This window comes from Nocardia rhamnosiphila NBRC 108938 (genome assembly GCF_000720425.1).
In the GTDB taxonomy this organism is placed as follows: Bacteria; Actinomycetota; Actinomycetes; order Mycobacteriales; family Mycobacteriaceae; genus Nocardia; species Nocardia rhamnosiphila.
In genome coordinates this window covers 698,669-721,451 of sequence record NZ_JOAJ01000003.1, presented here as the reverse complement: position 1 = coordinate 721,451, position 22,783 = coordinate 698,669, and the positions used below count along the sequence as shown (strand labels likewise).

The 22,783-nt window shown below is 70.5% G+C and carries 19 protein-coding genes; 15 read left to right on the top strand and 4 right to left on the bottom strand.

The window, feature by feature from the left end:
* Positions 1-7: 7 nt before the first annotated feature.
* Complete coding sequence (locus tag IG75_RS40240; protein ID WP_245713152.1) at positions 8-1,300, bottom strand: alpha/beta-hydrolase family protein; 1,293 nt, start codon at positions 1,298-1,300, stop codon at positions 8-10.
* A 781-nt stretch (positions 1,301-2,081) separates the two neighbouring features.
* A complete protein-coding gene (locus IG75_RS36285) occupies positions 2,082-2,816 on the bottom strand; it encodes a hypothetical protein (RefSeq protein ID WP_051714581.1) in 735 nt (244 codons plus the stop codon).
* Positions 2,817-2,982: 166 nt separating this feature from the next.
* Here IG75_RS36285 and IG75_RS0115165 point away from each other — a divergent pair, with 166 nt between their 5' ends.
* From IG75_RS0115165 to IG75_RS39850, 3 genes are all read left to right on the top strand, one after another.
* On the top strand, positions 2,983-4,224 hold the full coding sequence (locus IG75_RS0115165) for a sensor histidine kinase (protein WP_081876888.1): 1,242 nt from the start codon (positions 2,983-2,985) through the stop codon (positions 4,222-4,224).
* 130 nt (positions 4,225-4,354) lie between these two features.
* Positions 4,355-5,017, top strand: a complete 663-nt coding sequence (locus tag IG75_RS0115160) for a response regulator (RefSeq protein ID WP_030521912.1) — start codon at positions 4,355-4,357, stop codon at positions 5,015-5,017.
* A gap of 110 nt (positions 5,018-5,127) precedes the next feature.
* Entirely contained in the window at positions 5,128-7,185 is a 2,058-nt protein-coding gene (locus tag IG75_RS39850; RefSeq protein WP_030521911.1) for a serine/threonine-protein kinase, read from the top strand.
* Positions 7,186-7,204: 19 nt separating this feature from the next.
* Here the strand turns inward: IG75_RS39850 and IG75_RS0115150 are convergent, their stop codons facing one another.
* The gene (locus IG75_RS0115150) at positions 7,205-7,510 is read right to left on the bottom strand and encodes a hypothetical protein (RefSeq protein ID WP_030521910.1); all 306 of its coding nucleotides are present in this window, start codon (positions 7,508-7,510) and stop codon (positions 7,205-7,207) included.
* Between the two features lie 191 nt (positions 7,511-7,701).
* On the opposite strand from IG75_RS0115150, the gene IG75_RS0115145 reads away from it, so the two are divergent.
* The 11 genes from IG75_RS0115145 (at position 7,702) to IG75_RS0115095 (ending at position 20,563) form a co-directional block, all read left to right on the top strand.
* Complete coding sequence (locus IG75_RS0115145; protein WP_245713153.1) at positions 7,702-9,180, top strand: sensor histidine kinase; 1,479 nt, start codon at positions 7,702-7,704, stop codon at positions 9,178-9,180.
* A 256-nt stretch (positions 9,181-9,436) separates the two neighbouring features.
* Entirely contained in the window at positions 9,437-10,129 is a 693-nt protein-coding gene (locus IG75_RS0115140; RefSeq protein WP_174561170.1) for a response regulator transcription factor, read from the top strand.
* 64 nt (positions 10,130-10,193) lie between these two features.
* Positions 10,194-12,134: a serine/threonine-protein kinase gene (locus IG75_RS39845; protein WP_051714578.1), complete on the top strand. Its 1,941-nt coding sequence runs from the start codon at positions 10,194-10,196 to the stop codon at positions 12,132-12,134.
* A gap of 20 nt (positions 12,135-12,154) precedes the next feature.
* Positions 12,155-12,646, top strand: a complete 492-nt coding sequence (locus IG75_RS0115130; RefSeq protein WP_156058912.1) for a hypothetical protein — start codon at positions 12,155-12,157, stop codon at positions 12,644-12,646.
* 146 nt (positions 12,647-12,792) lie between these two features.
* Positions 12,793-13,695: a serine hydrolase gene (locus IG75_RS0115125; RefSeq protein ID WP_245713157.1), complete on the top strand. Its 903-nt coding sequence runs from the start codon at positions 12,793-12,795 to the stop codon at positions 13,693-13,695.
* Between the two features lie 88 nt (positions 13,696-13,783).
* The gene (locus IG75_RS0115120; protein ID WP_030521904.1) at positions 13,784-14,818 is read left to right on the top strand and encodes an ATP-dependent 6-phosphofructokinase; all 1,035 of its coding nucleotides are present in this window, start codon (positions 13,784-13,786) and stop codon (positions 14,816-14,818) included.
* A gap of 103 nt (positions 14,819-14,921) precedes the next feature.
* On the top strand, positions 14,922-16,307 hold the full coding sequence (locus IG75_RS0115115; protein ID WP_030521903.1) for an alpha/beta hydrolase family protein: 1,386 nt from the start codon (positions 14,922-14,924) through the stop codon (positions 16,305-16,307).
* A 43-nt stretch (positions 16,308-16,350) separates the two neighbouring features.
* The gene (gene gatB / locus IG75_RS0115110; RefSeq protein WP_030521902.1) at positions 16,351-17,859 is read left to right on the top strand and encodes an Asp-tRNA(Asn)/Glu-tRNA(Gln) amidotransferase subunit GatB; all 1,509 of its coding nucleotides are present in this window, start codon (positions 16,351-16,353) and stop codon (positions 17,857-17,859) included.
* Positions 17,860-18,045: 186 nt separating this feature from the next.
* Positions 18,046-18,582, top strand: coding sequence for a PadR family transcriptional regulator (locus tag IG75_RS0115105; protein ID WP_030521901.1), 537 nt, complete (start codon positions 18,046-18,048; stop codon positions 18,580-18,582).
* The gene (locus IG75_RS0115100; protein ID WP_247904482.1) at positions 18,566-19,201 is read left to right on the top strand and encodes a GyrI-like domain-containing protein; all 636 of its coding nucleotides are present in this window, start codon (positions 18,566-18,568) and stop codon (positions 19,199-19,201) included. Before IG75_RS0115105 ends, IG75_RS0115100 begins: the two co-directional genes overlap by 17 nt.
* Before the next feature lie 195 nt (positions 19,202-19,396).
* The gene (locus tag IG75_RS0115095) at positions 19,397-20,563 is read left to right on the top strand and encodes an SGNH/GDSL hydrolase family protein (protein ID WP_051714577.1); all 1,167 of its coding nucleotides are present in this window, start codon (positions 19,397-19,399) and stop codon (positions 20,561-20,563) included.
* A gap of 21 nt (positions 20,564-20,584) precedes the next feature.
* On the opposite strand, the gene IG75_RS0115090 is transcribed toward IG75_RS0115095, so the two are convergent.
* Positions 20,585-21,691: a PQQ-dependent sugar dehydrogenase gene (locus IG75_RS0115090; RefSeq protein WP_030521898.1), complete on the bottom strand. Its 1,107-nt coding sequence runs from the start codon at positions 21,689-21,691 to the stop codon at positions 20,585-20,587.
* Between the two features lie 170 nt (positions 21,692-21,861).
* Here IG75_RS0115090 and IG75_RS0115085 point away from each other — a divergent pair, with 170 nt between their 5' ends.
* The gene (locus tag IG75_RS0115085) at positions 21,862-22,725 is read left to right on the top strand and encodes a DoxX family protein (RefSeq protein ID WP_030521897.1); all 864 of its coding nucleotides are present in this window, start codon (positions 21,862-21,864) and stop codon (positions 22,723-22,725) included.
* Positions 22,726-22,783: the final 58 nt, after the last annotated feature.

The window sequence follows — 22,783 nt, the reverse complement described above, 5'->3', positions numbered from 1 at the left end:
GGAGCTGTCACGCCGGGCCGCAGCCGGGCAGCGCGGTCCCCTGATCGGTGTCGTACCGGTGGCCGTGTCCCGGTGGCGCGCCGAGGGCGCCCAGCAGATCCGCGGTGGTCTGCAGGAAACCGGCCACGGGCAGCCAGGGCGGGGTGGGCGCGTCACGGCGGGCGGCGGTGAGATCCGGCGGCCGCCACAGCAGGTCGAGTGACCAGTGCACGACCGGGTCGGACGTATTGGCCAGTACCGCGGTGCGCGCACCGGGCGCGGGCCCACCGCCGCCGGGCATCCCGGCCCACAGCGCCGAACACACCCGGCGATTCTGCTCGGCGGCGCCCGCGAACACCGTGCTACCGCCGAGCGCGCCGAGGCTTTGCCCGTACAGGTGCAGCCGGGGCGGATCCGGCAACGTGGCCATGTGCTGTTCGACGGCGGTGACCAGCGCCCGCGCCGAGGCCGTCGCCGCGTCCCGGCCGAAGACGAAGGTGGCCCAGCTCGGCGCGTACGAGTACTGCAACGCGACCACCGCCACCTCGCCGCCGAATCGGGTATCGAAACCCTGCAGCGCCCGCGCGTCCACCCAGCCCGATCCGGTGGGCACGGCGATCACCAGATCGGAGCGGTCGAAGCCACCGGCCCGATCCAGTTCCCGGACCGCCAGCGCGGCGCGCGCGGCCAGGTCCGGCGCCGAGCGGAGCCCGATATAGACCCGGACCGCACCCGGCGGCCCGGCGGTGACGAACCGCTGCCCCTCGCGCCCCAGCGTCGACCAGTCCACCATCGACGCGGCGCTCCCGGACCGGGACACCGCCACCGGCCGCACCAGGCCCGGGTCGGCGGTGGCGTTCGCGGCGGCATAGGTCCGGTCGCCCCAGCCCACCGCCGCGGGAACCGCGAACAGGGCCATCGGCAGCCCCGCGACCACCGTCATCACCAGCGCCCGCGACCAGCCGATCCGCCGGAGCGCCCGGCCGCACCCGCGGCCCACCACCACCGTCGCGACGGTGAGCAGGGTCGCGCCGACCGCCCACCCGACCCAGTGGCCCGGGCCGGTCGGCGCCACATCCATCGCCGACCGCAGTATGTGCTGCCAGCGTGCGGCGTGCACCACCGCGCCGAGAACGCCGGCCGCGGTGGCCGCGAACACCAACCGCCGGGCTCGCGGTGTGGCGACCGGAGCACGCCCCGCGGTGTACCGGGCCACGAGACGGATGAGCCGCGCGATACCGAGCGCCACGACCACGGTCACCGCGGTGAGTACGGCCTGCGCGGCCGCGGTCCGGGGCAGCAGGCCGGGTGCCAGGGACACCACGGTTCCGGCACCGACGGCGAGTGTGGTCGCTACGGGTGGCCAATGCCGCGGTAGCCGGGTCCGGATGTATCCGAGCGGGCCCTTGCGACACCGGGGTTGCGCTGGCGTCGGTACGTGATCGGCTGGCTCGGTGCGAGACCGGGGTTGCGCGGGTGTCGGGACCTGATCGGGCGAATCGGTGCGAGTGTGGGGCTGCGAGGGAGCCGGGACATCGTCGGGTCGGCCGGTGCCGGGTACAGAGGGTGCCCCGAGGTCGTCGTCGGGTAGGCCGGTGCGGGGGCGGGGCAGGGAGAGTGCCGGGACGCTTTCGGACAGGCCGGCGGGAGGGCGGGGCTGCGAGGGCGTCGGCACTTCGTCGAGTCGGCCGAAGCGGGGTTCCGCCGCTGCCGGGACGCTCCCGGGCGTGCCGGTGTGAGGCGGTGTCGGGTTGTCGCCGGCAGCGTCGGGGCGGGTTTGTGACCGAACGAGCGACGGGACGCTCCCGGGTGTGCCGGTGCGAGTCCGAGACCGGCCGGGTGTAAGGACGTCGGCAGGTCGGCCGGTATGGGGCCGTGGCCGGCTGGGTGTCGGGACGTCGGCGAGTAGGCCGGTGTCGGGCCGGGCGGGTGTCGGGACGTCGGCGGGTCGGCCGGTGTGGGGCCGTGGCCAAGCAGGTGTCGGAACGTCGTCGGGTAGGTCGGTGTGAAGCTGTGGCCGGGCGGGTGCCGTGGCGTGGCCGGACAGGCCGGTGCGGGGCCCGGGGCGCGACGGGTTCGGGACGGGTACGGCTGTGGTCGTGTCAGACATGGGAACCCCCGGCGACGGCGTGGTGCGGGCGGATCGGACGGCGGGTCCCGGCGGCCGGGAGCAGCGGCGCGGCGACCGGGCGGCGCAGGAACAAGACGGCCGTGGCGAACAGGAGCAGGCCGCAGATCCGCGGCAGCCACGCGGTGACGGCGCCGGCCAGGGGAAAGTCCTCCGCGACCGGTACGCCGTAGTCCTGCCGCATCGAATTGAGATCCACGGCGATCTCGGCGGCCTCGGCCATCACGGCGCAGCGGGCGCGCGGGAGTGGCTGCGGCCGCTGCGCGCACGCGGCGCGCATCCGTTCGGCGAGGGTCCGGTCCAGCTCCTGCCGGGCCCAGGGGCCGAGCGGGGCGCCGGTGCGGTCGGCGTACCGCAGCAGGTCGTAGCCGAGGTCGTGGGCCTTGCAGGCGGTATCGAACTCCGCCGGCAGCGCTACCGGGGAGGAACAGGACCCGTGCGGCGCGACCAGCATCCCGTCGACCCGCGCCGGGGCGTAGCCGGCCACCGCGCGGAAATCCGCGGGTATCGCGGCGACCGTTCCCGGGGTGGTGAGCGCGCGAACCGCCGCCGCGGCGACCGGCCGGGGTGCGGGGCCGGCGGCATCGGCCGCGGGCGCCGACAGCAGGGATACCGCCGCGGCGAAGCCGGCCGCGGCGGTCGCCGCGCGCCGCGCGGTCTGCGGGGACAGCCGGGCCGGGTGGCGCACGGCATTGTTCGAGACAGCCATGGCCGAGGACGTTATGAACGGAAGGCGGTCGCGGCCGTCCCGCTCGGGTGGTGTTTGCGCGCCGATCCCGGAACCTACGCCGGTACGGGGCTAGCCCTGGTGTACCGGCCGTAATTCACCCCACGGTATGAGGTGCGCCGGGGCCGGAGTTCCTAGTGTCGGGGGCATGAACGATACGAGCATCGCGGTGCCGGTGCGCCGGCGGCGGGGCCTGTGGGGCCTGATCGTCGGCCTGGGTCTGCGCTGGTGGCTCGACGCCGCCTCGGTCCTGACGGCGGTGACACTGTTCTCGGTGGCGTGGCCCACCCTGTTCCTCACCCATGACGTGCCCGCGCCGATCGCGCCGCTGATCGCCGCGTTCGCCGCGCTGCCGGTACTGCTGATGAGCAGGAACGCGCTGCTGGGCTGGGCCGTCTCGGCGGGCTCGGCGCTGTTCATCGCGTTGGCCGTGCCGAACCTGCCGGGGGAGGAGATCCCGGTCCAGGTGGTGCATATCGTCGCGCTGTATTTCCTGGTGTTCGCGGTGGCCTTGCGCTCGCCCCTGCAACTGCTCGCGGTGGTGTGGGGGGCGACCTCGCTGCTGCTGGGCGCGGCACTGTCGGCCGAGGGTATCGACGCCGACCCGTGGGCCTGGCCGGTCTCACTCGGCGGGCTGGTCTTCGTCGCGCTGCTGGTGCGGTCGCTGATCCGCTCCCGGACCGAGCTGAGCAAGCAGACCGAACTCAGCGATCTGGAACGGGCACGCCGCACGATTCTTGAGGAGAAGGCGCGCATCGCGCGCGACCTGCACGATGTGGTGGCCCACCATATGTCGCTGGTGGTGGTGCAGGCGCAGACCGCGCCCTACCGGGTGGAGGGCGTGAACGACGCGGCGCGCGCCGAGTTCGAATCGATCGGCGCCACCGCACGGGAGGCGCTGAACGAGATCCGCGGGCTGCTCGGTGTGCTGCGCAGCGACGGACAGCTCGCCGAGCACGCGCCCCAACCGACCGCCGCCGATCTGGAAGCGCTGTTCATCGGTGCGGCCCGCGCCGGGGTGGATCTCACCTGGTCGGTCGACGGAACGCTGGCCGCGATCCCGGATACCGTCGGTTCCGCGCTGTACCGGATCGTCCAGGAATCGCTGGCCAATGCCAGCCGGCACGCCCCGGGCGCACCCGTGCAGGTCACGATCGCCTGCACAGGGGAGGTCGATCTGACCGTGGTCAACGGCCCGGGCAGCGGTGCCCCCGGCGGCGGTACGGGCGGGCACGGTATCCCGGGTATGCAGGCGCGCGCGCTCGCCGTCGGCGGCCGGGTCGACGTGGGACCCGCCGCCGACGGCGGATTCCGGGTCCACGCGCGGTTGCCGCTCGCGCCCGCCGTGGAGTTCGCGCTGCCCGCCTCCGCACAGCCGGGCGCGCGCTGACCCGCGGATTCCGGTGGCGTCCCGGCCCGCGGGATGGCGCCGCGGGCGTGCGCAATACCGGGTCCGGCGGCGGTCTTCGCCGCCGGACGCTCGGCGCACGCCGGTTTCGTCCGGGAATTAAGCTGGGCCCGTGGCAATAACCGTGTTGATCGCCGACGATCAGGCCATGGTGCGGCAGGGATTCGGAGCATTGCTCGCCGCCCAACCCGATATCAGTGTCGTCGGCGACGCGCCCAACGGAAAAGTGGCGGTCGCCGAATCGGCGCGGTTACGACCCGATGTGGTGCTGATGGATGTGCGTATGCCGGAGATGAACGGGCTCGACGCGGCCCGCTCGATTCTGGGGGCCGGATTCGATCCGCCGGTGCGCGTGCTCATGCTCACCACCTTCGATATCGACGACTACGTGTACGAGGCGCTCGGGATCGGCGCCAGTGGCTTCCTGCTCAAGGACGCCCCGGCCGAGGAACTGGTGCGGGCGGTGCGGGTCGTCGCCGCCGGGGAGGCGCTGCTCGCGCCGACCGTCACCCGCCGGCTCATCGCGGAAGTGACCAGCCGCCGCGCGGCCCGGCGCGCCCCGGCCCCGGCGCTGGCCTCACTGACCCCGCGCGAGCGCGAGATACTCGAACTCATCGCCCGGGGTATGTCGAATACCGAAATCGCCACGGCGCTGTTCATCGCCGAGCAGACGGTCAAAACTCATGTGTCCAAGGTCTTCACCAAATTGGATCTGCGCGACCGCGCGCAGGCCGTGGTGCTGGCCTACGAATCCGGGTTGGTCACCCCCGGCTGAACGGACTGTCAGGTATTCCATGAAGTGCCCTGATTCCCGTTGTCACGGGGGAAACGGCGCGCTGTGCCCGGTAGGCTCACCAGTCTGTCGGTCGCCTGAAGGGGGTCGTGTTGCTCAACAACGGTGACGTGTTCGCCGGGTTCACCGTCGAGCGGTTGCTCGGCGAAGGCGGAATGGGCGCCGTATATCTGGCCCGGCATCCCCGGCTCGGGAAACAGACCGCGTTGAAGCTGCTCAAACCGGAATTGTTCGCCGACGCCGCGATCCGCACCCGGTTCGAACGGGAAGCCGATCTCGCTGCCGCGCTCGACCATCCGAGCATCGTCACGGTCTACGACCGGGGCGTGGAGGGCGATCACCTGTGGATGTGCATGCAGTACATCGACGGCGCCGATGCCGGCACGGTCAATCCGCTGGCCCTGGCTCCGGAGAAAGCGGTCCAGATCATTGCCGGCGTGGCCGACGCGCTCGATTACGCGCACGGTATGGGGGTTCTGCACCGCGATGTGAAACCGTCCAATATCCTGCTCGCCCGCGCCAATCCCGGTCAGGGTGAGCGCGTTTTCCTCACCGATTTCGGATTGGCCCGATTACGCGCGGAAACAGTGCGGTTGACCCAGACCGGTATGTTCACCGCCACCCTCGCCTTCGCCTCGCCGGAACAGATGACCGGCGGCGACATGGACGGCCGATCGGATCAGTATTCGCTGGCCTGCGCGCTGTACTGGCTGCTCACCGGAATGGCGCCGTTCGATTCACCCAACCCCGCCGACATCATCCACGGCAATCTGCAACTCGCCCCGCCGCCGCTGGCGGTGAAACGCCCGGGGCTGCCGCCGGGACTGGATCCGGTGCTGGCGAAGGCGATGGCCAAACATCCCGGTCACCGGTACCGCACCTGCGTCGAGTTCGCGCGGGCCGCCGAGCAGGCGCTCACCGCCCCGGCGCCCACCCAGAACTATGCGCCGCCGACCGAGGCGAGCGGTCCCGGAACGGTGTATCACGGTGCGGCGGGCGGTTATTCGGCCGTGCCCGGCGCTGCGCCGGCGCCGACGGGTCCGCCCGGTGCGCCCGCGGGACCACCGGGAACGCCCACCGGACCACCAGGTGCGGCCGCGGGGGCGACCGGCGGTTACGCCGAGGGTGGATACGCGGGCGGCCCGGCCGCTCGCGCCGGTGCCGCGCTGCCGCCCGGTGCGCCGGGACCGGGCGTGGAACGCACCGGTGGCGTGACCACAGCTCCGGCCGGTGCGCCGGCGCGGGCGGGCGATATCGAACACACCGGCGCCCAGCCGGTCGTGACCCCGCCGGGGCCGGCGGTGCGCCCGGGGCCGGCCGTGGAACACACCGGCCCCGCCGGGGCGGCGCAGAGCGCGGGGGTCGAGCGCACCGGGGGGATGCCTGTGCAGGCCGTCCCGCGACATCCGACGCCCGGGCAGTACCACGGCTATCACCCGGCTCCGGCCGCGCGCCGGCGTAGCCGGGCGCCGTGGATCGCGGTGGCCATTCTGATCCCGCTCATCGTGCTGGCCGTGATCGTGGCGGCTGTTCTGGTGGTGGTGGGCAACAACGATTCCGGTTCCGACGGTGCGCCGGCCGCTACTCAACCCGCCACGCTCGAACGGGGCCCGACCGGTACCAGCGGTGAATCCGAGACCTCGCCGGGGACAGAACCGGGCGACCGCACCCGGCGGCTGTTCCCCACCCTGCTGCCGCAGGGGTCGGAGCTGGACGGTTTCGGGTATCAGGACGCGCTGTGCAGTCAGTACGAGCCCGGTGAACAGATCCCGATACTCGAAGTGGTCCCGGTCTTCGACGAGATCCTGGAAACCCGCCCGTGGGAATCGATCTGGGACTGCCGGCAGCGCTCGCTGGAGGCCACCCGGCTCGACTACACGATCATCACCTACCCGGACGCCGAGGACACCATGGAGGTGGTCGAGAGTCTGCCGCCCCACGATTCGGTCTCGGGTGCCAAGAGTGGGGAACCCTATACCGCGCATCTGTGGGAGGAACCCGGCGATCGGGGCCGGTCCACCGCGAATATGGTGGTCGGTTTCGGCGCCAGAACCGATTCGCCCCGAAGCAATTCGCTGTTGTTCGTCCGCTACTGGGGTGCGGGAGCCCGCAGCGATATCGACCGGTGGTGGTCGGACGCCCCGCTGTGAGCGCCGCCGCGCGGCCCGATCAGGCCACCGGCACGGGTGACGCCGTGCGCGCGTCGAGCACCGCGTAGAGCACGGGTTGTTCGGTTGCCAGCTCGAGCCGGGCCTCTTCGGTGGTCCAGCAGCGGCCCGGGTCCAGCTCCAGCTTGGCGTCCACATGGATGTTCCACCGATAGCGCAGCGCCGCAAGTACTCCCTGCGGCCCGCCGAACAGGCGGTCGAGGTGCGGGATGTCGTCGAAGAGGTCCGGTCGCGCCGGATCGTGGGCGGCGCGGTCGAGGACGGTGTGCAGGATCTCGGTGCGCAGGTGCTGATCTTCCCAAGACATGATCCGAGCCCTTTCGGTCGGGGGCCGGGTTTCGCCGGCCCGGTGGTACGGCGACCTCGTGTTCCACGTTAGGAATCCGGCGCCGGTAAATCGTCGTGCCGTGGATGTGAATCGCTGTCCTACCGTGGTCGGAGCCGGGAACCGGCCGTAGCAGGATGCCGAGCGGCCCCGGGGGTGCTTACCCTGGACAGATGAGTGAGAGCCGCCTCACACCGGTTGCCGCCGCGGGGGACCGTGCGCGGCCGGTGGGCGGTGGCGCCATGGGCGGATCCGATCCGGACGCCCCGGAACCGCCGGTCACGACGACGGACCGGGCCCCGGAGGAAGCGGAAGCGGCGGTAAGGCCCGGACGGTGGGCCCGCGGCCGCCGCCGGCTGGACGCTCTGCTGGCGAAACTGCTCCCCGGGGCCCCGCACCCGCTGCGCGAACTGCCCTTCGACTATCCGCCCAAGGTCGTGCTGTTCACCGATCTGGCGTTCTTCGTCATCGGCGTGGTGGCCTGCCTGCAGCGGCACGAATACTTCCCCACCGCACTGCCGGTGATCGCGCTGGTGCTGTTGTTCGCCTCCGGCCCGATCTACGTGCTGTTCGGGATCGTGCCGCGGCCGCTGCCCCTGTTCGCCGCCACGATGATCGCGGCGGCGCTGTTCTTCGTCCAGCCGGTGGACTCCGATTTCGCGCCCTTCGTGCTGATGGTCGGTATCGCCGAGATCGCGGCGATCGCCCCGAAGCGGCTGAGTGTCCTGCTGGCGGTGGTCGCCGCGGCCGAACTGCTCGCGTTCGCCTTCATCGGGGAGGCAGTGTGGGGCAACTACTCGCTGCGTACCGGCTTCCCCATGTATGCGCTCGGGATCCTGCTCGGCTGGCTGGTGGGGGTGATGCTGCAGTATCAGCGCCTGTTCCTGTACCAGGAACGGGAGAACCAGAGCGCGCGCGCCGCGCAGGCCGCGGCCGCCGAACGCAACCGGATCGCGCGCGAAGTACACGATGTCATCGCCCATTCGCTCACCGTGACCCTGCTGCACGTGACGGCCGCCCGGCACGCACTGACCTCCGATCGCGATGTGGACGAGGCGGCCGACGCCCTCGTCGACGCCGAACGACTGGGCCGCCAGGCCATGGCCGATATCCGGCGCACGGTCGGCCTGCTGGATTCGGTGCCCTCGGCGGCCGGGGTCGAACCCGGCGCCGGTGATATCCCCGCCCTCGTCGACGACTTCGTCAACGCCGGCCTCACGGTGAACCGGCGTTTCACCGGCGATCTATCCGGGGTGTCGGCGGCGGTCGGGCTGGCGCTCTATCGAATCTGTCAGGAATCGCTGGCCAATATCGCCAAACACGCCCCGGGCGCGGACGTCGAGCTGAAGGTGGCCGTGGACGGCCGCTCGGCCGTCGTGCGCGTGCACAATACGATCCCCCGCGGCCTGCCTCCACAGCTCGGCCGGGGGACCGGGGTCGCCGGCATGCGGCACCGGTCCGACGGGCTGGGCGGTCGCATCAGGGTCGGTCCGGAGGCCGGCGGGTGGCTCGTACGCGCGGAGTTCCCGCTGGACGAGCGTCCCGCGAGCGCCGCGGCCCCGAGCCGGGACCGGCTGCGCTGTCCGATTTCGGAGATCATCGCCGACCACGACCCGGGTCCCGGCCGCGGCGACGAACCGCGTCCGGCATGAGAGGCTGCGCCGGTCAGGGCGACCGCGCGCGGCCCGGCGCGTGGGTCCGGCGGCCCGGCACCGACGACGACCGGCCGGCCGGCCGAGTGCGGATCCACCGCCGGCGGCGACCGCGAACCCATGGGAGGCACGATGAGGCGATACCTTCGCCTTCGCTGCGGTCCGCACGAACCTGTTCAAAAGGAGGAACTGTGAGGCGATACCTCCGCCTTCGCTGTGGCGTCCGCGGACCGCATGAACCTGCGCCGAGGGAGGAATGTTGACCAGGTCGGCCGATACCGAGCCGCAGGTGGTCGAGGTGCTGATCGCCGATGATCAGGAACTCGTCCGCGGTGGATTGCGGCGCATTCTGCGGCGGCGCGACGGTTTCCGGATCAGCGAATGCGCCGACGGTGACGAGGTGCTCGCGGCGGTCGCCGCACACAGCCCCGATATCGTGCTGATGGATCTGCGGATGAAACGGGTCGGCGGTATCGAGGCCACCCGTATCCTGCGCGCCCGCGCTCCCGAACCCCCGGTTCTCGTTCTCACCACCTTCGACGACGATCAGCTGCTGTCCGGTGCCCTGCGTGCGGGCGCGGCCGGGTTCCTGCTCAAGGATTCCCCCGCCGAGGACCTGATCCGCGCCGTCCGCACCGTCGCCGCCGGCGGCGCCTGGCTCGACCCCGCCGTCACCGGGCGGGTGTTGTCCGCCTACCGCAGTACCGCCGCCGCCCCCGCCTCGTCCGCCGTGGCCGTCGAGCTGACCTCCCGGGAACGCGAGGTCCTGGCCCTGATCGGCCGCGGCCGGGCCAACAGTGAAATCGCCCACGCGCTCGGAATCTCCGAGGTGACCGTGAAATCCCATGTGGGTCATATCTTCGGGAAGCTGGGCGTGCGTGACCGCGCGGCGGCCATCGTCTACGCGTTTGACCACGGTGTGGTCTCCCCTGGACAATCCAGGGTCTGACGGGCAGCCCGGGTGCGATCCGCGGTCGGTTGAGATGGTGCCCGCGTGTGGAGAGGATGGACGGGTGCAGGCGCCTGGCTCCGAAGTCGGTCGGTGGTTCGGTCCCTACGAGCTGCGCTCATTGCTGGGTAAAGGCGGAATGGGCGAGGTCTACGAGGCCTACGACACCGTGAAGGAGCGGGTCGTCGCGCTCAAGCTGCTCTCCGACGCGCTCGCCGGCGACCCCGAATACCAGATCCGGTTCCGCCGGGAATCGCAGGCCGCGGCCCGCCTCGCCGAACCGCACATCATCCCGATCCACGACTGGGGTGTTATCGACGGCCGCCTGTTCATCGATATGCGACTCGTGCAGGGCACCGACCTGCGGACGCTGTTGCAGGCCGAGGGGCCGCTGAGCCCGCAGCGGGCGGTGAGTGTGATCGAGCAGATCGCCGCCGCGCTGGACGCCGCGCACGAGGGCGGCCTGGTGCACCGTGATGTGAAACCGGCGAATATTCTCGTCACCCCGGCCGACTTCGCCTATCTGGCCGATTTCGGAATCGCCCGCCACGAGAGCGATACCGGGGTGACCCAGGCGGGTGTGGCGATCGGTTCCTATACCTATATGGCGCCGGAGCGGTTCGACAGCGGCCCGGTGACCGCGCGTGCCGATATCTATTCCCTCGCCTGTGTGCTGCACGAATGCCTGACCGGGGCGACGCCGTTCCCGACGACCAGTGTGGGCGTGTTGATCCGCTCGCATCTCACCGACCCGCCCCCACGAGCAAGCGTGCAGCGAACCGGATTACCGGCCGGTCTCGATGATGTGATCGCATGGGGTATGGCCAAGGACCCGAACGAGCGTTTCGCTACCGCAGGTGAACTAGCTGTAGCTGCCCGTACCGCGCTGAATTCCCCGGCGCGCGCCCCGTATCCGGCCGGGCCGGAGCCGCTGCCTGGCGAATCTCCCGCTACCCCCGATGTGCCGAGTCCGTCCGCGCCACCGACCGGTGGCATTCCCACCCTGGTGGTCCGGATGCCGCGTGACGAGGGAGCGCCGGACCCGGCCACCACACTGCCCGCGATCATCCCCGGCGACCCGACCTCGTTCCGGCCTACCGAAACCGAATTCACGCCGCTACCGGCCGACGACCCCGCCGACGACCCCGAGGCCCCGGCCGGCGGTATCCGGCCGTTCCCGGACGCGCACCTCTACCAAAACGAGCAGTTGCATCCGGCCGCCGATCCGTCACAGTACGAGGATCCGGCGCCCGCGACCGGGGGTATGCCGGTGGCGGACTTCTACCCGCACGACCAGGCGACCCGCGTCTACGGCGAACCCGGCTATCCGCTCCCGGGGGCCGAGGAGACCACCCGTGTCTTCCAACCGGTGGACGAGGCGCCCGCGCCCTACTCCGCCGAGGACGCGACGCGCGCCTACCGGCCGGTGGATCAGGCTTCCTCGGGGCTCGCCTATTCCGCCGAGGAGGCGACTCGCGCCTATCAGCCGGTGGATCAGGCTTCCTCGGGGTTCGCCTATTCCGCCGAGGAGGCGACTCGCGCCTATCAGCCGGTGGATCAGGCTTCCTCGGGGTTCGCCTATTCCGCCGAGGAGGCGACCCGGGCCTATCAGCCGGTGGATCAGGCTTCCTCGGGGTTCGCCTATTCCGCCGAGGAGGCGACCCGGGCCTATCAGCCGGTGGACGAGGCGCCCGCGGGACTCGCTTACTCCGCCGAGGAGGCGGCCGGGGCCTATCAGCCGGTGGATCAGTCGGGGCTGCTTACTCCGCCGAGGAGGCGGGCCGCGCCTACCGGCCGCAGTACCCGCCGTCCGAACCGACCGGCCGCTACGACGCCCCGGCGCCGGACGACAACTACGGCTACCGGGCCGACGATCCCGGCCCACCCCCGGCCGACCCCTACGCGGCCGCCTACGAGGCCGGCTATCGCGACAGTTACGCCGCGAACGCGCAGGTACGCGATACCGCTCCCGGCGGCGGACGATCCAAGGTCGTTCCGATACTGACCGGTGTCGGGGTGTTCGCGGTGGTGGTCATCCTCGCAGTACTCGGTATCCAATTCCTCGGCGGCTCCGGCGGCCCGGAATCCACCGGCGCCGCCGATACGACCGGCGCCGCCATCACCTCGGCGCCCGAACAGACCTCCGCGGCCGGTAACAGCGCCGAACCCTCCACCACCACGTCCGCGCGCACAAGCACCACCACCACCACCACGTCGGCGACCACCACCACGCGCCGGCCCGATCTGCCGACGGGTGCGCAGCCCTGTTCGGGGTCGGCACCGGGCGGCTCCGAATACGGTTCGGCGGCAACCGGTACCGCGGTGACCAGTTGCGAATTCGCCGAGGCGGTCCGGCAGGCCTACCTCGATCCCACCGTCGTCTCGGCCGAAGGCGATCCGGTCTCCGTCGAGGCCACCAGTCCGGTGACCGGTCAGGCCTACACGCTGGAATGCGTCGCCGCGGACGGTGTGGTCACCTGCCGGGGCGGGAACAACGCCGTCGTCTACCTCTACTGACCTGCCGGTCGATACGGAACCGGGCACTCGATCGCCGGTTCGGCGGGCTCATCCGATCCGGGCCGGGGCCGCCGATGGAGTACGGTTTTCCGACCGGGTACGAATCATCGGGACTGTGGGAGATCGCAAGAGCCATGCGGAGAGAAGTGTCGGCCGATAAGAAACGGGAACTCCCACCGGTTCGCCGCCTGCTCGCGGTCACCGTCTGCCTGCTCGTCGCGGCCTTCGCGTCGTCCTGCGGATCGGAGCCCGAGAAACGCCCACTGACCACCTCGATCACCCAGGCGGCGGCCGAAGCGCCGGGCGGCAAGGTCTCGATCACCATTCCGGGCACGCTGGCCGCCGATTTCACGGTGCTCGAGCAGTCGGCGAAAGGAAAGCTGGGTCTGGCGATCATGCCGGTGGGCGGGGCGCAGTTCGTCGGACTGGGGAAGTGGACCACCGGTCCCGCATGGTCGACGATGAAGGTCCCGCTGGTGGTGGCCGCGGAACGGAAGAATCCCGGCGGTCAGTCCTACGCTGTCTCGGCCGCCATCACCGCGTCGGACAACACCGCCGCGGACAGTCTGTGGTCCGCGCTGGGCACCCCGCGCGAGGCCGCCCAATCGGTGCAGGCCGTGCTGCGTGAGGGCGGGGACAGTGTCACCGTCGTGGCCGAGAAGCCGAAGCGCGCGGAGTACTCGTCGTTCGGCCAGTCCGAATGGTCGCTCGCCGATCAGGTGCGGTTCGCCTCGAAACTGCCCTGCCTTCCGGGGTCGGACAAGGTCGTGCAGTTGATGGGTTCGGTCAGCGCGAACCAGCAGTGGGGTCTCGGATCGGTGTTCGATGCGGCCGAGTTCAAGGGCGGCTGGGGTCCGGACACCGAGGGCGCCTACCTGGTGCGTCAGTTCGGCCTGGTACCGGCCAGCGGCGGTTCGGTGGCGATAGCGCTTGCCGCGCAACCGGATTCGGGCACCTTCTCCGATGGGATGAATCTCCTCGACGAGATGGCGGGCTTGATCTCACAGCATCTGGGCGAGTTCACCGGCGGGTCCTGCCCGGCCCGGTGACCGGCGGGCCCGCGCGGTGCGCGGGTGTTACCGGACATTCACGGGCCCGACGCGGCAAAGGTGTCGCGCAGCGGGCAAGATGGGCGCCATGCGCATCGGAATCCTGACCGGAGGTGGGGACTGCCCGGGACTGAACGCGGTGATCCGCGCTGTCGTTCGCACCGCGAACGGCCGCTACGGTGACGCGATCGTGGGCTTCGAGGACGGCTGGCGCGGATTACTCGAGGACCGCAAGATCCGAATTCAGAACGACGATCGCACCGACCGCCTGCTCGCCAAGGGTGGCACCATGCTCGGTACGGCGCGTACCAACCCCGATATCCTGCGCGCGGGCCTGGGGCAGATCCGCCGGACCCTCGACGACAACGGCATCGAAGCGCTCATCCCGATCGGCGGGGAGGGCACGCTGACCGCCGCCAGCTGGCTGTCCGAGGAAGGCGTTCCGGTCGTCGGCGTCCCGAAGACCATCGACAACGATATCGACTGCACCGATGTCACCTTCGGCCACGACACCGCCCTGTCCATCGCCACCGAGGCCATCGACCGGTTGCACACCACCGCGGAATCCCATCAGCGGGTGATGCTGGTGGAGGTCATGGGCCGGCATGCGGGCTGGATCGCCGTGCACGCCGGTATGGCGGCGGGCGCCCACCTGACCCTGGTCCCCGAACAGCCCTTCGACGTGACCGAGGTGTGCGCACTCATCAAGAGCCGCTTCCAGCGCGGGGACAAACATTTCATCTGCGTGGTCGCCGAGGGCGCGCATCCCGCCCCCGATACCGGGTTCTCCCTGCGGGAGGGTGGGATCGACGAATTCGGGCACGAACGATTCACCGGGGTCGCGCAGCAGCTGGGGGTGGAGATCGAACGCCGTATCGGCAAAGAGGTCCGCACCACGGTGCTCGGGCACGTGCAGCGCGGCGGCAGCCCGTCCCCGTACGACCGGGTGCTGGCGACCCGGTTCGGCCTGCACGCGGCCGAGGCCGTGCACGCCGGGCATTTCGGTCAGATGGTGGCCCTGCGGGGTACCGAGATCGGGCTGGTGCCGTTGCACGAGGCGACCAAACAGCTCAAACGTGTTCCGGCCGACCGCTACGACGAAGCCCGGGCCTTCTTCGGCTGAGCGCCGTCTCGGCGGGGCCGGAATCCGCGGTCCGGCCGAAAACCTCGGTGCGACCTCGGTGCTTCGCCCCGGTCCGGCCGTGGCGCGGGGATACAGTCGCACCATGCGCCATGGCAGGGGAGTGTTGCTGGTTGCGGTTCTCTCGATGCTCGTCCCGGTGTTCGCCGGTTGCCCGGGCGGCGCCGTCGACGACCGGGTGCGCGGGCAATGGCACGGCGCCATCGAGGTGCCCGGGGCGCCGGTCGTGGTCGCGGTCGAGTTCACCGGCCGGCACAGCGGACGGATCGATATCCCCGCCGAAAAGGTCGCGGGCCGTGCTCTGGCCGGGGTCGTGGCCGAACCCGAGCGGGTGGAATTCGGGGTACCTGATGTGCCGGGCGACGCGCGGTTCGCGGGCCGGCTCGACGAATCGGCCGATGCGATCGTGGGTGACTTCCGCCAGGCCGGGCACAGTTTCGGGCTGCGGCTGAACCGCCGGCCGGTCGGGCCCCCGGCCCGTCCCCAGCAACCCGCGCCGCCGTATCCCTACCTCTCCGAGGATGTTTCGTATCCGAGCGGCGGTATCACCGTCGCGGGCACCCTGACCCGTCCCGCGGCGGCCCCCGGCCCGCTGCCGGCGGTCGTCCTCATCGGCGGCAGCGGACCCCAGGACCGCAATGAGGAGATCGCCGGACATCAACCCTTCCTCCTGCTCGCCGATACCCTCACCCGCGCGGGGTACGCGGTGCTGCGCACCGACGATCGCGGGGTCGGCGGTACCGGCGGCAACCTGAACCAGGCCAATTACGCCGACCTGACCGGTGATGTCGAGGCCGGCCTGCGTTTCCTGCACGAGCGCCCGGAGATCGACTCCGGTCGTATCGGGCTGCTCGGGCACTCCGAGGGCGGTTATCTGGCGCCGCTCGTCGCCGCACGGCCCGAAAACGCCATCGCGTTCACGATCCTGATGGCCGCACCCGCCGTCCCGGGCACCGATATCGTCCTGGCCCAGGGCCGCCGGACCTTCACCGAGGCCGGCGCCACCCCCGAGCAACTGGACACCCATCTCGCCTTCCTGCGGGACTGGACGGCGGCGCTGCGGGCCGGTCTACTCACCAGGGCGGCGCGGCTGTCGGAAACCTATAACCGCACGCTGCCCAAGGATCTGCGCGCGATCTCCGAGGCCCTCACCGGGGAGAACACCCCGTATATGGCCGCGCTGGTCTCCCACGATCCGGCTCCCGCGCTGTCCGCGCTGCGGATGCCGGTGCTGGCGTTCTTCGGGTCCAAGGATGTGCAGGTTCCGCCGGCGCAGAACGCGCAGCCCATGCGTGATCTGCTGGGTGCCGGCCCGGATGCCACCGTCACGGTGCTGGACGGTCTCAACCATCTGATGCAGCCCGCCGGGACCGGCCTGCCCACCGAGTACGAGTCCATCGAGACGACCATCGATCCGGCGGCGCTCGATACGGTCACCGGCTGGCTCGGCGTCCGGGTCCGGGGGGACTGACCGCCCACCGAAGGGCCGCACCTGCTTGCATAGACTGTGGGCCATGAGCGCACCCACCGTCGAACTCATGGACTACGCCGAGGTCGTCACCCGGTACGAGCCGGTGCTCGGCATGGAGGTCCATGTCGAGTTGAATACCGCCACCAAGATGTTCTGCGGTTGCCCGACCACCTTCGGCGCCGACCCCAACACCCAGGTCTGCCCGGTGTGCCTGGGCCTGCCCGGTTCGCTGCCGGTGGTCAACCAGGCGGCCGTGGAGTCGGCGGTGCGGATCGGTCTGGCGCTCAACTGTTCGATCACCCCGTGGGGCCGGTTCGCGCGCAAGAACTACTTCTACCCCGACCAGCCGAAGAACTACCAGATCAGCCAGTACGACGAACCCATCGCCACCGACGGCTATCTCGAAGTCCCGCTCGACGACGGCACCACCTTCCGGGTGGAGATCGAGCGCGCGCACATGGAGGAGGACACCGGTAAATCGGTGCACGTCGGCGGTGCGACCGGGCGTATCCATGGGGCGAGTCATTCCCTGCTCGACTACAACCGGGCCGGGGTGCCCCTGATCGAGATCGTCACCAAACCCGTCACCGGCGCCGGCGATCGCGCGCCAGAGGTCGCGCGCGCGTATGTCACCGCCCTGCGCGATCTGCTGAAATCCCTGGACGTCTCCGATGTCCGGATGGAACACGGTTCGCTGCGCTGCGACGCCAATGTCTCGCTCATGCCGGTCGGCGCCGAGGTCTTCGGCACCCGCACCGAGACCAAGAACGTGAACTCGCTCAAGAGCGTCGAGGTCGCGGTCCGGTTCGAGATGCGCCGCCAGGGTGCGGTGCTGGCGACCGGCGGTGAGGTGATCCAGGAGACCCGGCACTTCCACGAGGCCGACGGTTCCACCTCCCCGGGCCGCCGCAAGGAGACCGCCGAGGACTACCGCTATTTCCCCGAACCCGATCTGGAGCCGGTCGCGCCCGATACGGCCTGGGTGGACGGGCTGCGCGGCACCATTCCCGAATATCCGTGGCTGCGCCGCGCGCGCATCCAGTCGGATTGGGGTGTCTCCGACGAGGTGATGCGCGATCTGGTGAACGCCGGTGCGCTGGACCTGATCATTGCCACGGTCGATGCCGGCGCGCCCGCCAAGGAGGCGCGTTCCTGGTGGGTCGCCTACCTTACCGAGAAGGCCAACGAGCGCGATGTCGCTCTCGAGGACCTGCCGATCACGCCCGCGCAGGTGGCCGAGGTGATCGGTCTGGTGGAGGCCAAGACGGTGAACAACAAGGTCGCCAAACAGGTGGTCGACCTGGTGCTCGACGGTGCAGGCGATCCGGCCCATATCGTGGAGAGCAAGGGCCTGGGCATGGTCAGCGACGACAGCGCGCTGCAGGCCGAGGTCGACAAGGCGCTGGCCGCCAACCCCGATATCGCCGACAAGATCCGCTCCGGCAAGGTGCAGGCCGCGGGCAAGATCGTCGGCGATGTCATGAAGGCCACGCGGGGGCAGGCCGATGCGGCCCGGGTCCGCGAACTGGTCCTCGCCGCCTGCGGCGGATAGCTTCCCGGAAATTCCTGAACCGGCTCGTCCCGCCTCGTGCGGGGCGGGCCGGTTCCGTGTTGTGGCTCCGGGGACGCTCCGGGGACGCTCCGGGGACGCTCCGGGGACGCTCCGGGGACGCTCCGGGGACGCTCCGGGGACGCTCCGGGGACGCTCCGCCAAGTATTCTAGTGCTAGAATGGGCAGGTGGAGCTCACACCGTCCGAACTCGTCATCCTCGGTCTGATCATCGAGTCCCCACAGCACGGCTACGACCTCGAGCAGGTCATCGAGCGCCGGGGGATACGGCAGTGGACCGAGATCGGGTTCTCCTCGATCTACTATCTGCTCACCAAACTGGAGAAACGCGGGTTCCTGCACGCGCCCGAGGTTCCGGCCGCCGCGAAGGGCCGGCGTGTCTTCCACGCCACCGCGGCGGGGCGGGAGGTGGCCACCCGCGCGGTGCTCGCGCTCGTCGCGGAACCGCATCCGGTATCGAACCCCTTTCTCGTGGGTGTCTCGAATCTGCCGCTGCTCACCGAGCCGGAATACACCCGGGCGCTGGCCGAACGCCTCGGGCAGGTACGGGCACGTATCGCCGCGATCGAGGCGGCGGCGTCCGCGCAATCCCCCCTCGCGCTCCCCGCGCGCGAGGTTTTCTCCTATTCGCTGAGCCTCCTGGAGGCAGAGAGGTCGTGGCTCGCGCGGCGAGTCCAGGTATCCGATGGTGAACAAGACGGCTGACAAGGTCGACTTCAAAAAAGAGATCGCGGCCTATCGCGCCCGGCAGGGTCGATTCGAGGTGGTGGACGTGCCCGATCTGCGGTACCTCATGATCGACGGTCACGGTGATCCCAATACCGACCCCGCCTTCGCGCACGCGACCGAGGCGCTCTACCCCCTGGCCTACGCACTCAAGTTCGCCAGCAAACGTGAGCTCGGACGGGACTATGTCGTCATGCCGCTGGAGGGTTTGTGGTGGGCCGACGATATGGATGCCTTCACCGCCGCGCGTGACAAGTCCCGCTGGGACTGGACGTTGATGATCATGGTCCCCGACTGGATAGAACCCGGCCTGTTCGCGGCCGCCGTCGAAGGGGTCGCGGCGAAGAATCGACCGGCGCGTCTGCTCGATGTACGCCTGGACGGCCTGTCCGAGGGGCGCTGTGTGCAGACGCTGCACATCGGCTCCTACGACGGCGAGACCGAGGTGCTGGCACGGATGCATGACGAATTCGTGCCGGACAACGGGTTCCGGATGGTCGGCCGGCACCACGAGATCTATCTCGGTGACGCCCGCAAGGTGGCGCCCGAGAAACTCCGCACGATCCTCCGGCAGCCGGTCGCGGCCAGAACTCTTTGAGCGGGCCGGTCCGGTGTCGTGCGGCGCGGTATCGGCATTGCCGGCGCCGACCGAGCTCGACGGTGAAGTGCGCGACGCCGCCCAGCTCATTCGGGTCCCCCCGGCTGTGCGGCGTTCCCGGCACCGTGCGCGACGTGCCCTGACACAGTCGCATGCAGTGGACGGCGCCCGGCCGCCGATGAGAGGCTCACCCGCATGAATGTGCCCGATCGTGGCGAGCTGATGATCACCCAGGTCGACGACCGCCTGGTGCGCGGCGCGCTCGAGCTCGAGCCGACCACGCACGGCGTCCGGCCGCACCGGTTTCCCACGGCCGCGCGCCGCCGATTCGAGGACTCTTTCCTGACGATGGTCGAGGCCCAGCCCACCGGTGCGCGCGTGGCGTTCCGAACCCGGGCCACCGTCGTCGAACTGGATGCACTGCCCACCCGTGTCGAATTCACCAATGGGCTCGCGCTGCCGCGAGGGGTGTTCGAGATCCTGGTGGACGGCCGACTGTCCGGCGCGGCGAGCATTCCCACCGGCATCGTGCACCGGATCGACGCCACCAGCGGAGCCATCGATACCGCACACGGACCGGCGGGCACGGTGCGTTTCGCCGATCTGCCCGCGGTGCCCAAGACCGTCGAGATCTGGTTACCGCACACCGAGTCCCTCGAACTGATCGCGCTGCGCACCGACGCACCGATCGAGCCCGCACCGGCACCCGACCGCGCCTGGGTGCACTACGGCAGCTCGATCAGCCACGGCTCCAATGCCGAACGACCCACCGCGACCTGGGTCGCCACCGCCGCCCGCGCCGCCGGCGTGGACGTGCTCAACCTCGGTCTCCGCGGCAACGCCCTGCTCGACCAGTTCGCCGCCCGCACCATCCGCGACGTCCCGGCCGATATGATCAGCCTGGAGATCGGCATCAACCTGGTCAACGCCGACGCGATGCGGTCGCGCGCGTTCACCTCCGCAGTGCACGGTTTCCTCGACACCGTCCGCGACGGTCACCCCACTACGCCACTGCTGGTCGTGTCCGCGATCCTGTGCCCCATCCACGAGCACACCCCCGGTCCCTGCGCCCCGGAAATCGTCGACGGCAGCGTGGTCTTCCGCGCCGACGGTGACCCGGACGATCCCACCCGGCTGACGCTGACCCGGATGCGTACCGAACTCGCACGCATCGTGGAACAGCGGGCCGTCGAGGATCCGAACCTGCATTACCTCGACGGACCGGACCTCTACGGCACAGCGGATTTCGCCGAGCGACCGCTCCCCGATCGGCTGCATCCCGATGCCGCCACACATCTCCTCATCGGCGAACGATTCGCCGAGCGGGTATTCATCGAGCCGGGGCCCTTCGCCCACTCTTGACCCGATGGATGTTCGCTCTTTCTAGTCCGGTCCGCCCCCACCGGCGGACGGCGGCGGGATACGCACGACCCGGTCGTCGTTCGGTGTCGGCTCGCCGCCGTCGGATTTGTTCGCCGTCGACACCCAGATCGTCCCGTCCATCGCCGGGGACGCGCCGAGCAGGCGGCCGTATTTGTTGGCGACGAAAACGCTCGGGGGTGCCGTGACCGCGAAGGTTTTGGGGTCCGGCGCGGCCATGGCGAGCGCTTTCGCGTCGGTCAGCGAGATCGCGACGCCCTCGGGCGTCACCGCGCACCCGGCCACACCCGGCCGGTCGGGCCAGGTCCAAGCGGTGGTGACCACACCGTCGGGGCCGATCCGCTGGAGCCGGTCCATGGTGGGGGTGCGGTCGGTGATCCAGATCTGGTCACCGCCGAGGCAGATATCGCCGGCCGAGCCGATTCCGGCGACCGCGACCTCGGTGGGGGCCTCCCCGCTGGAGCTCGGATTGTTCACCCGCAGCAGTTTTCCGGCCCGGCTCCCGGGATCGGCGGCCGCGGCGGGATCGCCGGTGTCGCCGGTGAGCACCAGCATCTGATCGGGTTTCGACCATTCGATCGCACCGCGATTACCGGTGGCGCCCTTGGGGATTCCCGTCAATACCGGTTTCGCCGGCCCGCCTTCGGCGAAGCGCACCACCCGGTTGTCGCTGGGCGTGGTGACATAGGCGTAGATCAACCCGTCTTCGGCATAGGTGGGGGAGATCGCGATATCGCTCAACCCGCCGTCGCCCGCGGGGTCGACGTCGACCCGGGCCACTTCGATCGGCTGCTGTTCCGGTGCCACCTGCAGGATCCGGCCGGTACGGCGTTCGGCCACCAGCGCGTACCCGCCCATCTCGACCAGTCCGCCGGTGGTGTCGAGGCAGCTCACCACCACGGCCGGGTCCGGGTCGATACACGGACCGCTGGGCCGGGTGGTGGAACTCTCGGACTGCTCGGGTTTCTTCGGCTCGAGTTCCGCGCCCTCCAGCGTCGGTTCGGGGGTGAACGGACTGGATGCGGAATCGTCGAATCGGGCGCATCCACTGAGCACCAACGCTCCGAGTACCAGCCCCACCGTCACGCGCCGCGCGCCAACCGACCTCATAATCTCCCAACGTAGTGGAAACGACGCCGCCCGTGCCCCGAAGGCCCCGCCGCGGCGAGAAGCGTCCACCTGGAGCGGTTCGTCCGCCCTGTGACACGGGGCCGGTGCGTGGCTCGGACACGCCGCCGATTCAGCCGGTGCCGGGCGGTCGGTCGGCTTACTGTTGAGGAGTGAGTGCCAAGGCGAGAAACGGGTCCGCGTCCTCCGAGGCCGCGGGGCCCGGGAATCTGTCTACCGGAGAGCAGCGCGCGGTATCGACCACCGCGGGCGGGGTCGGGAGTCCCTACGATTCCCCGACCGGCCAGTTCCCCCCAGTGGCCATGACGAAGGAGATTCCGGTGAACGCATCGGCGACCACCGGTGGCACACCCGCCGATACGCCGGGTCCCGCCGGCCCCGGCGGTGCCGGGGGCCGCGACGACACCTACGACTACGCGAGCATTCCGCCGGCCGGTAATCAGCCCAACGGGGGCCTGCGCCGTCGCAACGGCGATTTCCGCCGCGGCACCCTCGACTTCGGGCTCTTCATTCTGCGACTGGTCGTGGGAGCCACCTTCCTCTACCACGGCCTCCAGAAACTGACGGGCTGGTTCCACGGCCCCGGTCTGGACGGCACCAAAACCATGATGGAGAGCAGCGGCTGGCAACATCCCTCGCTGGCCGCCGCCATGGTGACCGCCGGCGAGGTGGGCGGCGGGGCGCTGCTGATCCTGGGTCTGGCCACCCCGCTGGCCGCGGGCGCGGTGCTGGCGGTGATCCTGGACGCCTGGTTCTGGAAGCAGGGGATGTATCCCGGGTTCCAGTACAAGGCCGGCCCGGGCGCGGTCGAGATGGAGAGTATCCTCGCCGGCGCCGCGGCCGCCCTCATCTTCACCGGGCCCGGACGCTGGTCGCTCGACCGCGGACGGGGCTGGGCGGTCCGGCCGGGGGCGGGATCGTGCGTGGTCTTCGTCCTGGCGGTCGCCGCCGCGGTGCTCACCTACTGGTGGCTCCAGAACGGCAACCCGCTCACCGGTATCGGTCCCTTCGACTGACATAGCGAGACGTAAAGGCGCTCCCGCGGATCCGCGGGAGCGCCTTTTCGTCGCTGCA

Bases quoted from the DNA above. Each gene is read 5' to 3' on its own strand.
- IG75_RS0115165 (WP_081876888.1), top strand. From the start codon at position 2,983: ATGAACGATACGAGCATCGCGGTGCCGGTGCGCCGGCGGCGGGGCCTG.
- IG75_RS0115145 (WP_245713153.1), top strand. From the start codon at position 7,702: ATGAGTGAGAGCCGCCTCACACCGGTTGCCGCCGCGGGGGACCGTGCG.
- gatB (WP_030521902.1), top strand. From the start codon at position 16,351: ATGAGCGCACCCACCGTCGAACTCATGGACTACGCCGAGGTCGTCACC.
- IG75_RS0115095 (WP_051714577.1), top strand. From the start codon at position 19,397: ATGAATGTGCCCGATCGTGGCGAGCTGATGATCACCCAGGTCGACGAC.
- IG75_RS36285 (WP_051714581.1), bottom strand. From the start codon at position 2,816: ATGGCTGTCTCGAACAATGCCGTGCGCCACCCGGCCCGGCTGTCCCCG.
- IG75_RS0115140 (WP_174561170.1), top strand. From the start codon at position 9,437: ATGTTGACCAGGTCGGCCGATACCGAGCCGCAGGTGGTCGAGGTGCTG.
- IG75_RS0115150 (WP_030521910.1), bottom strand. From the start codon at position 7,510: ATGTCTTGGGAAGATCAGCACCTGCGCACCGAGATCCTGCACACCGTC.
- IG75_RS0115120 (WP_030521904.1), top strand. From the start codon at position 13,784: ATGCGCATCGGAATCCTGACCGGAGGTGGGGACTGCCCGGGACTGAAC.
- IG75_RS0115115 (WP_030521903.1), top strand. From the start codon at position 14,922: ATGCGCCATGGCAGGGGAGTGTTGCTGGTTGCGGTTCTCTCGATGCTC.
- IG75_RS0115090 (WP_030521898.1), bottom strand. From the start codon at position 21,691: ATGAGGTCGGTTGGCGCGCGGCGCGTGACGGTGGGGCTGGTACTCGGA.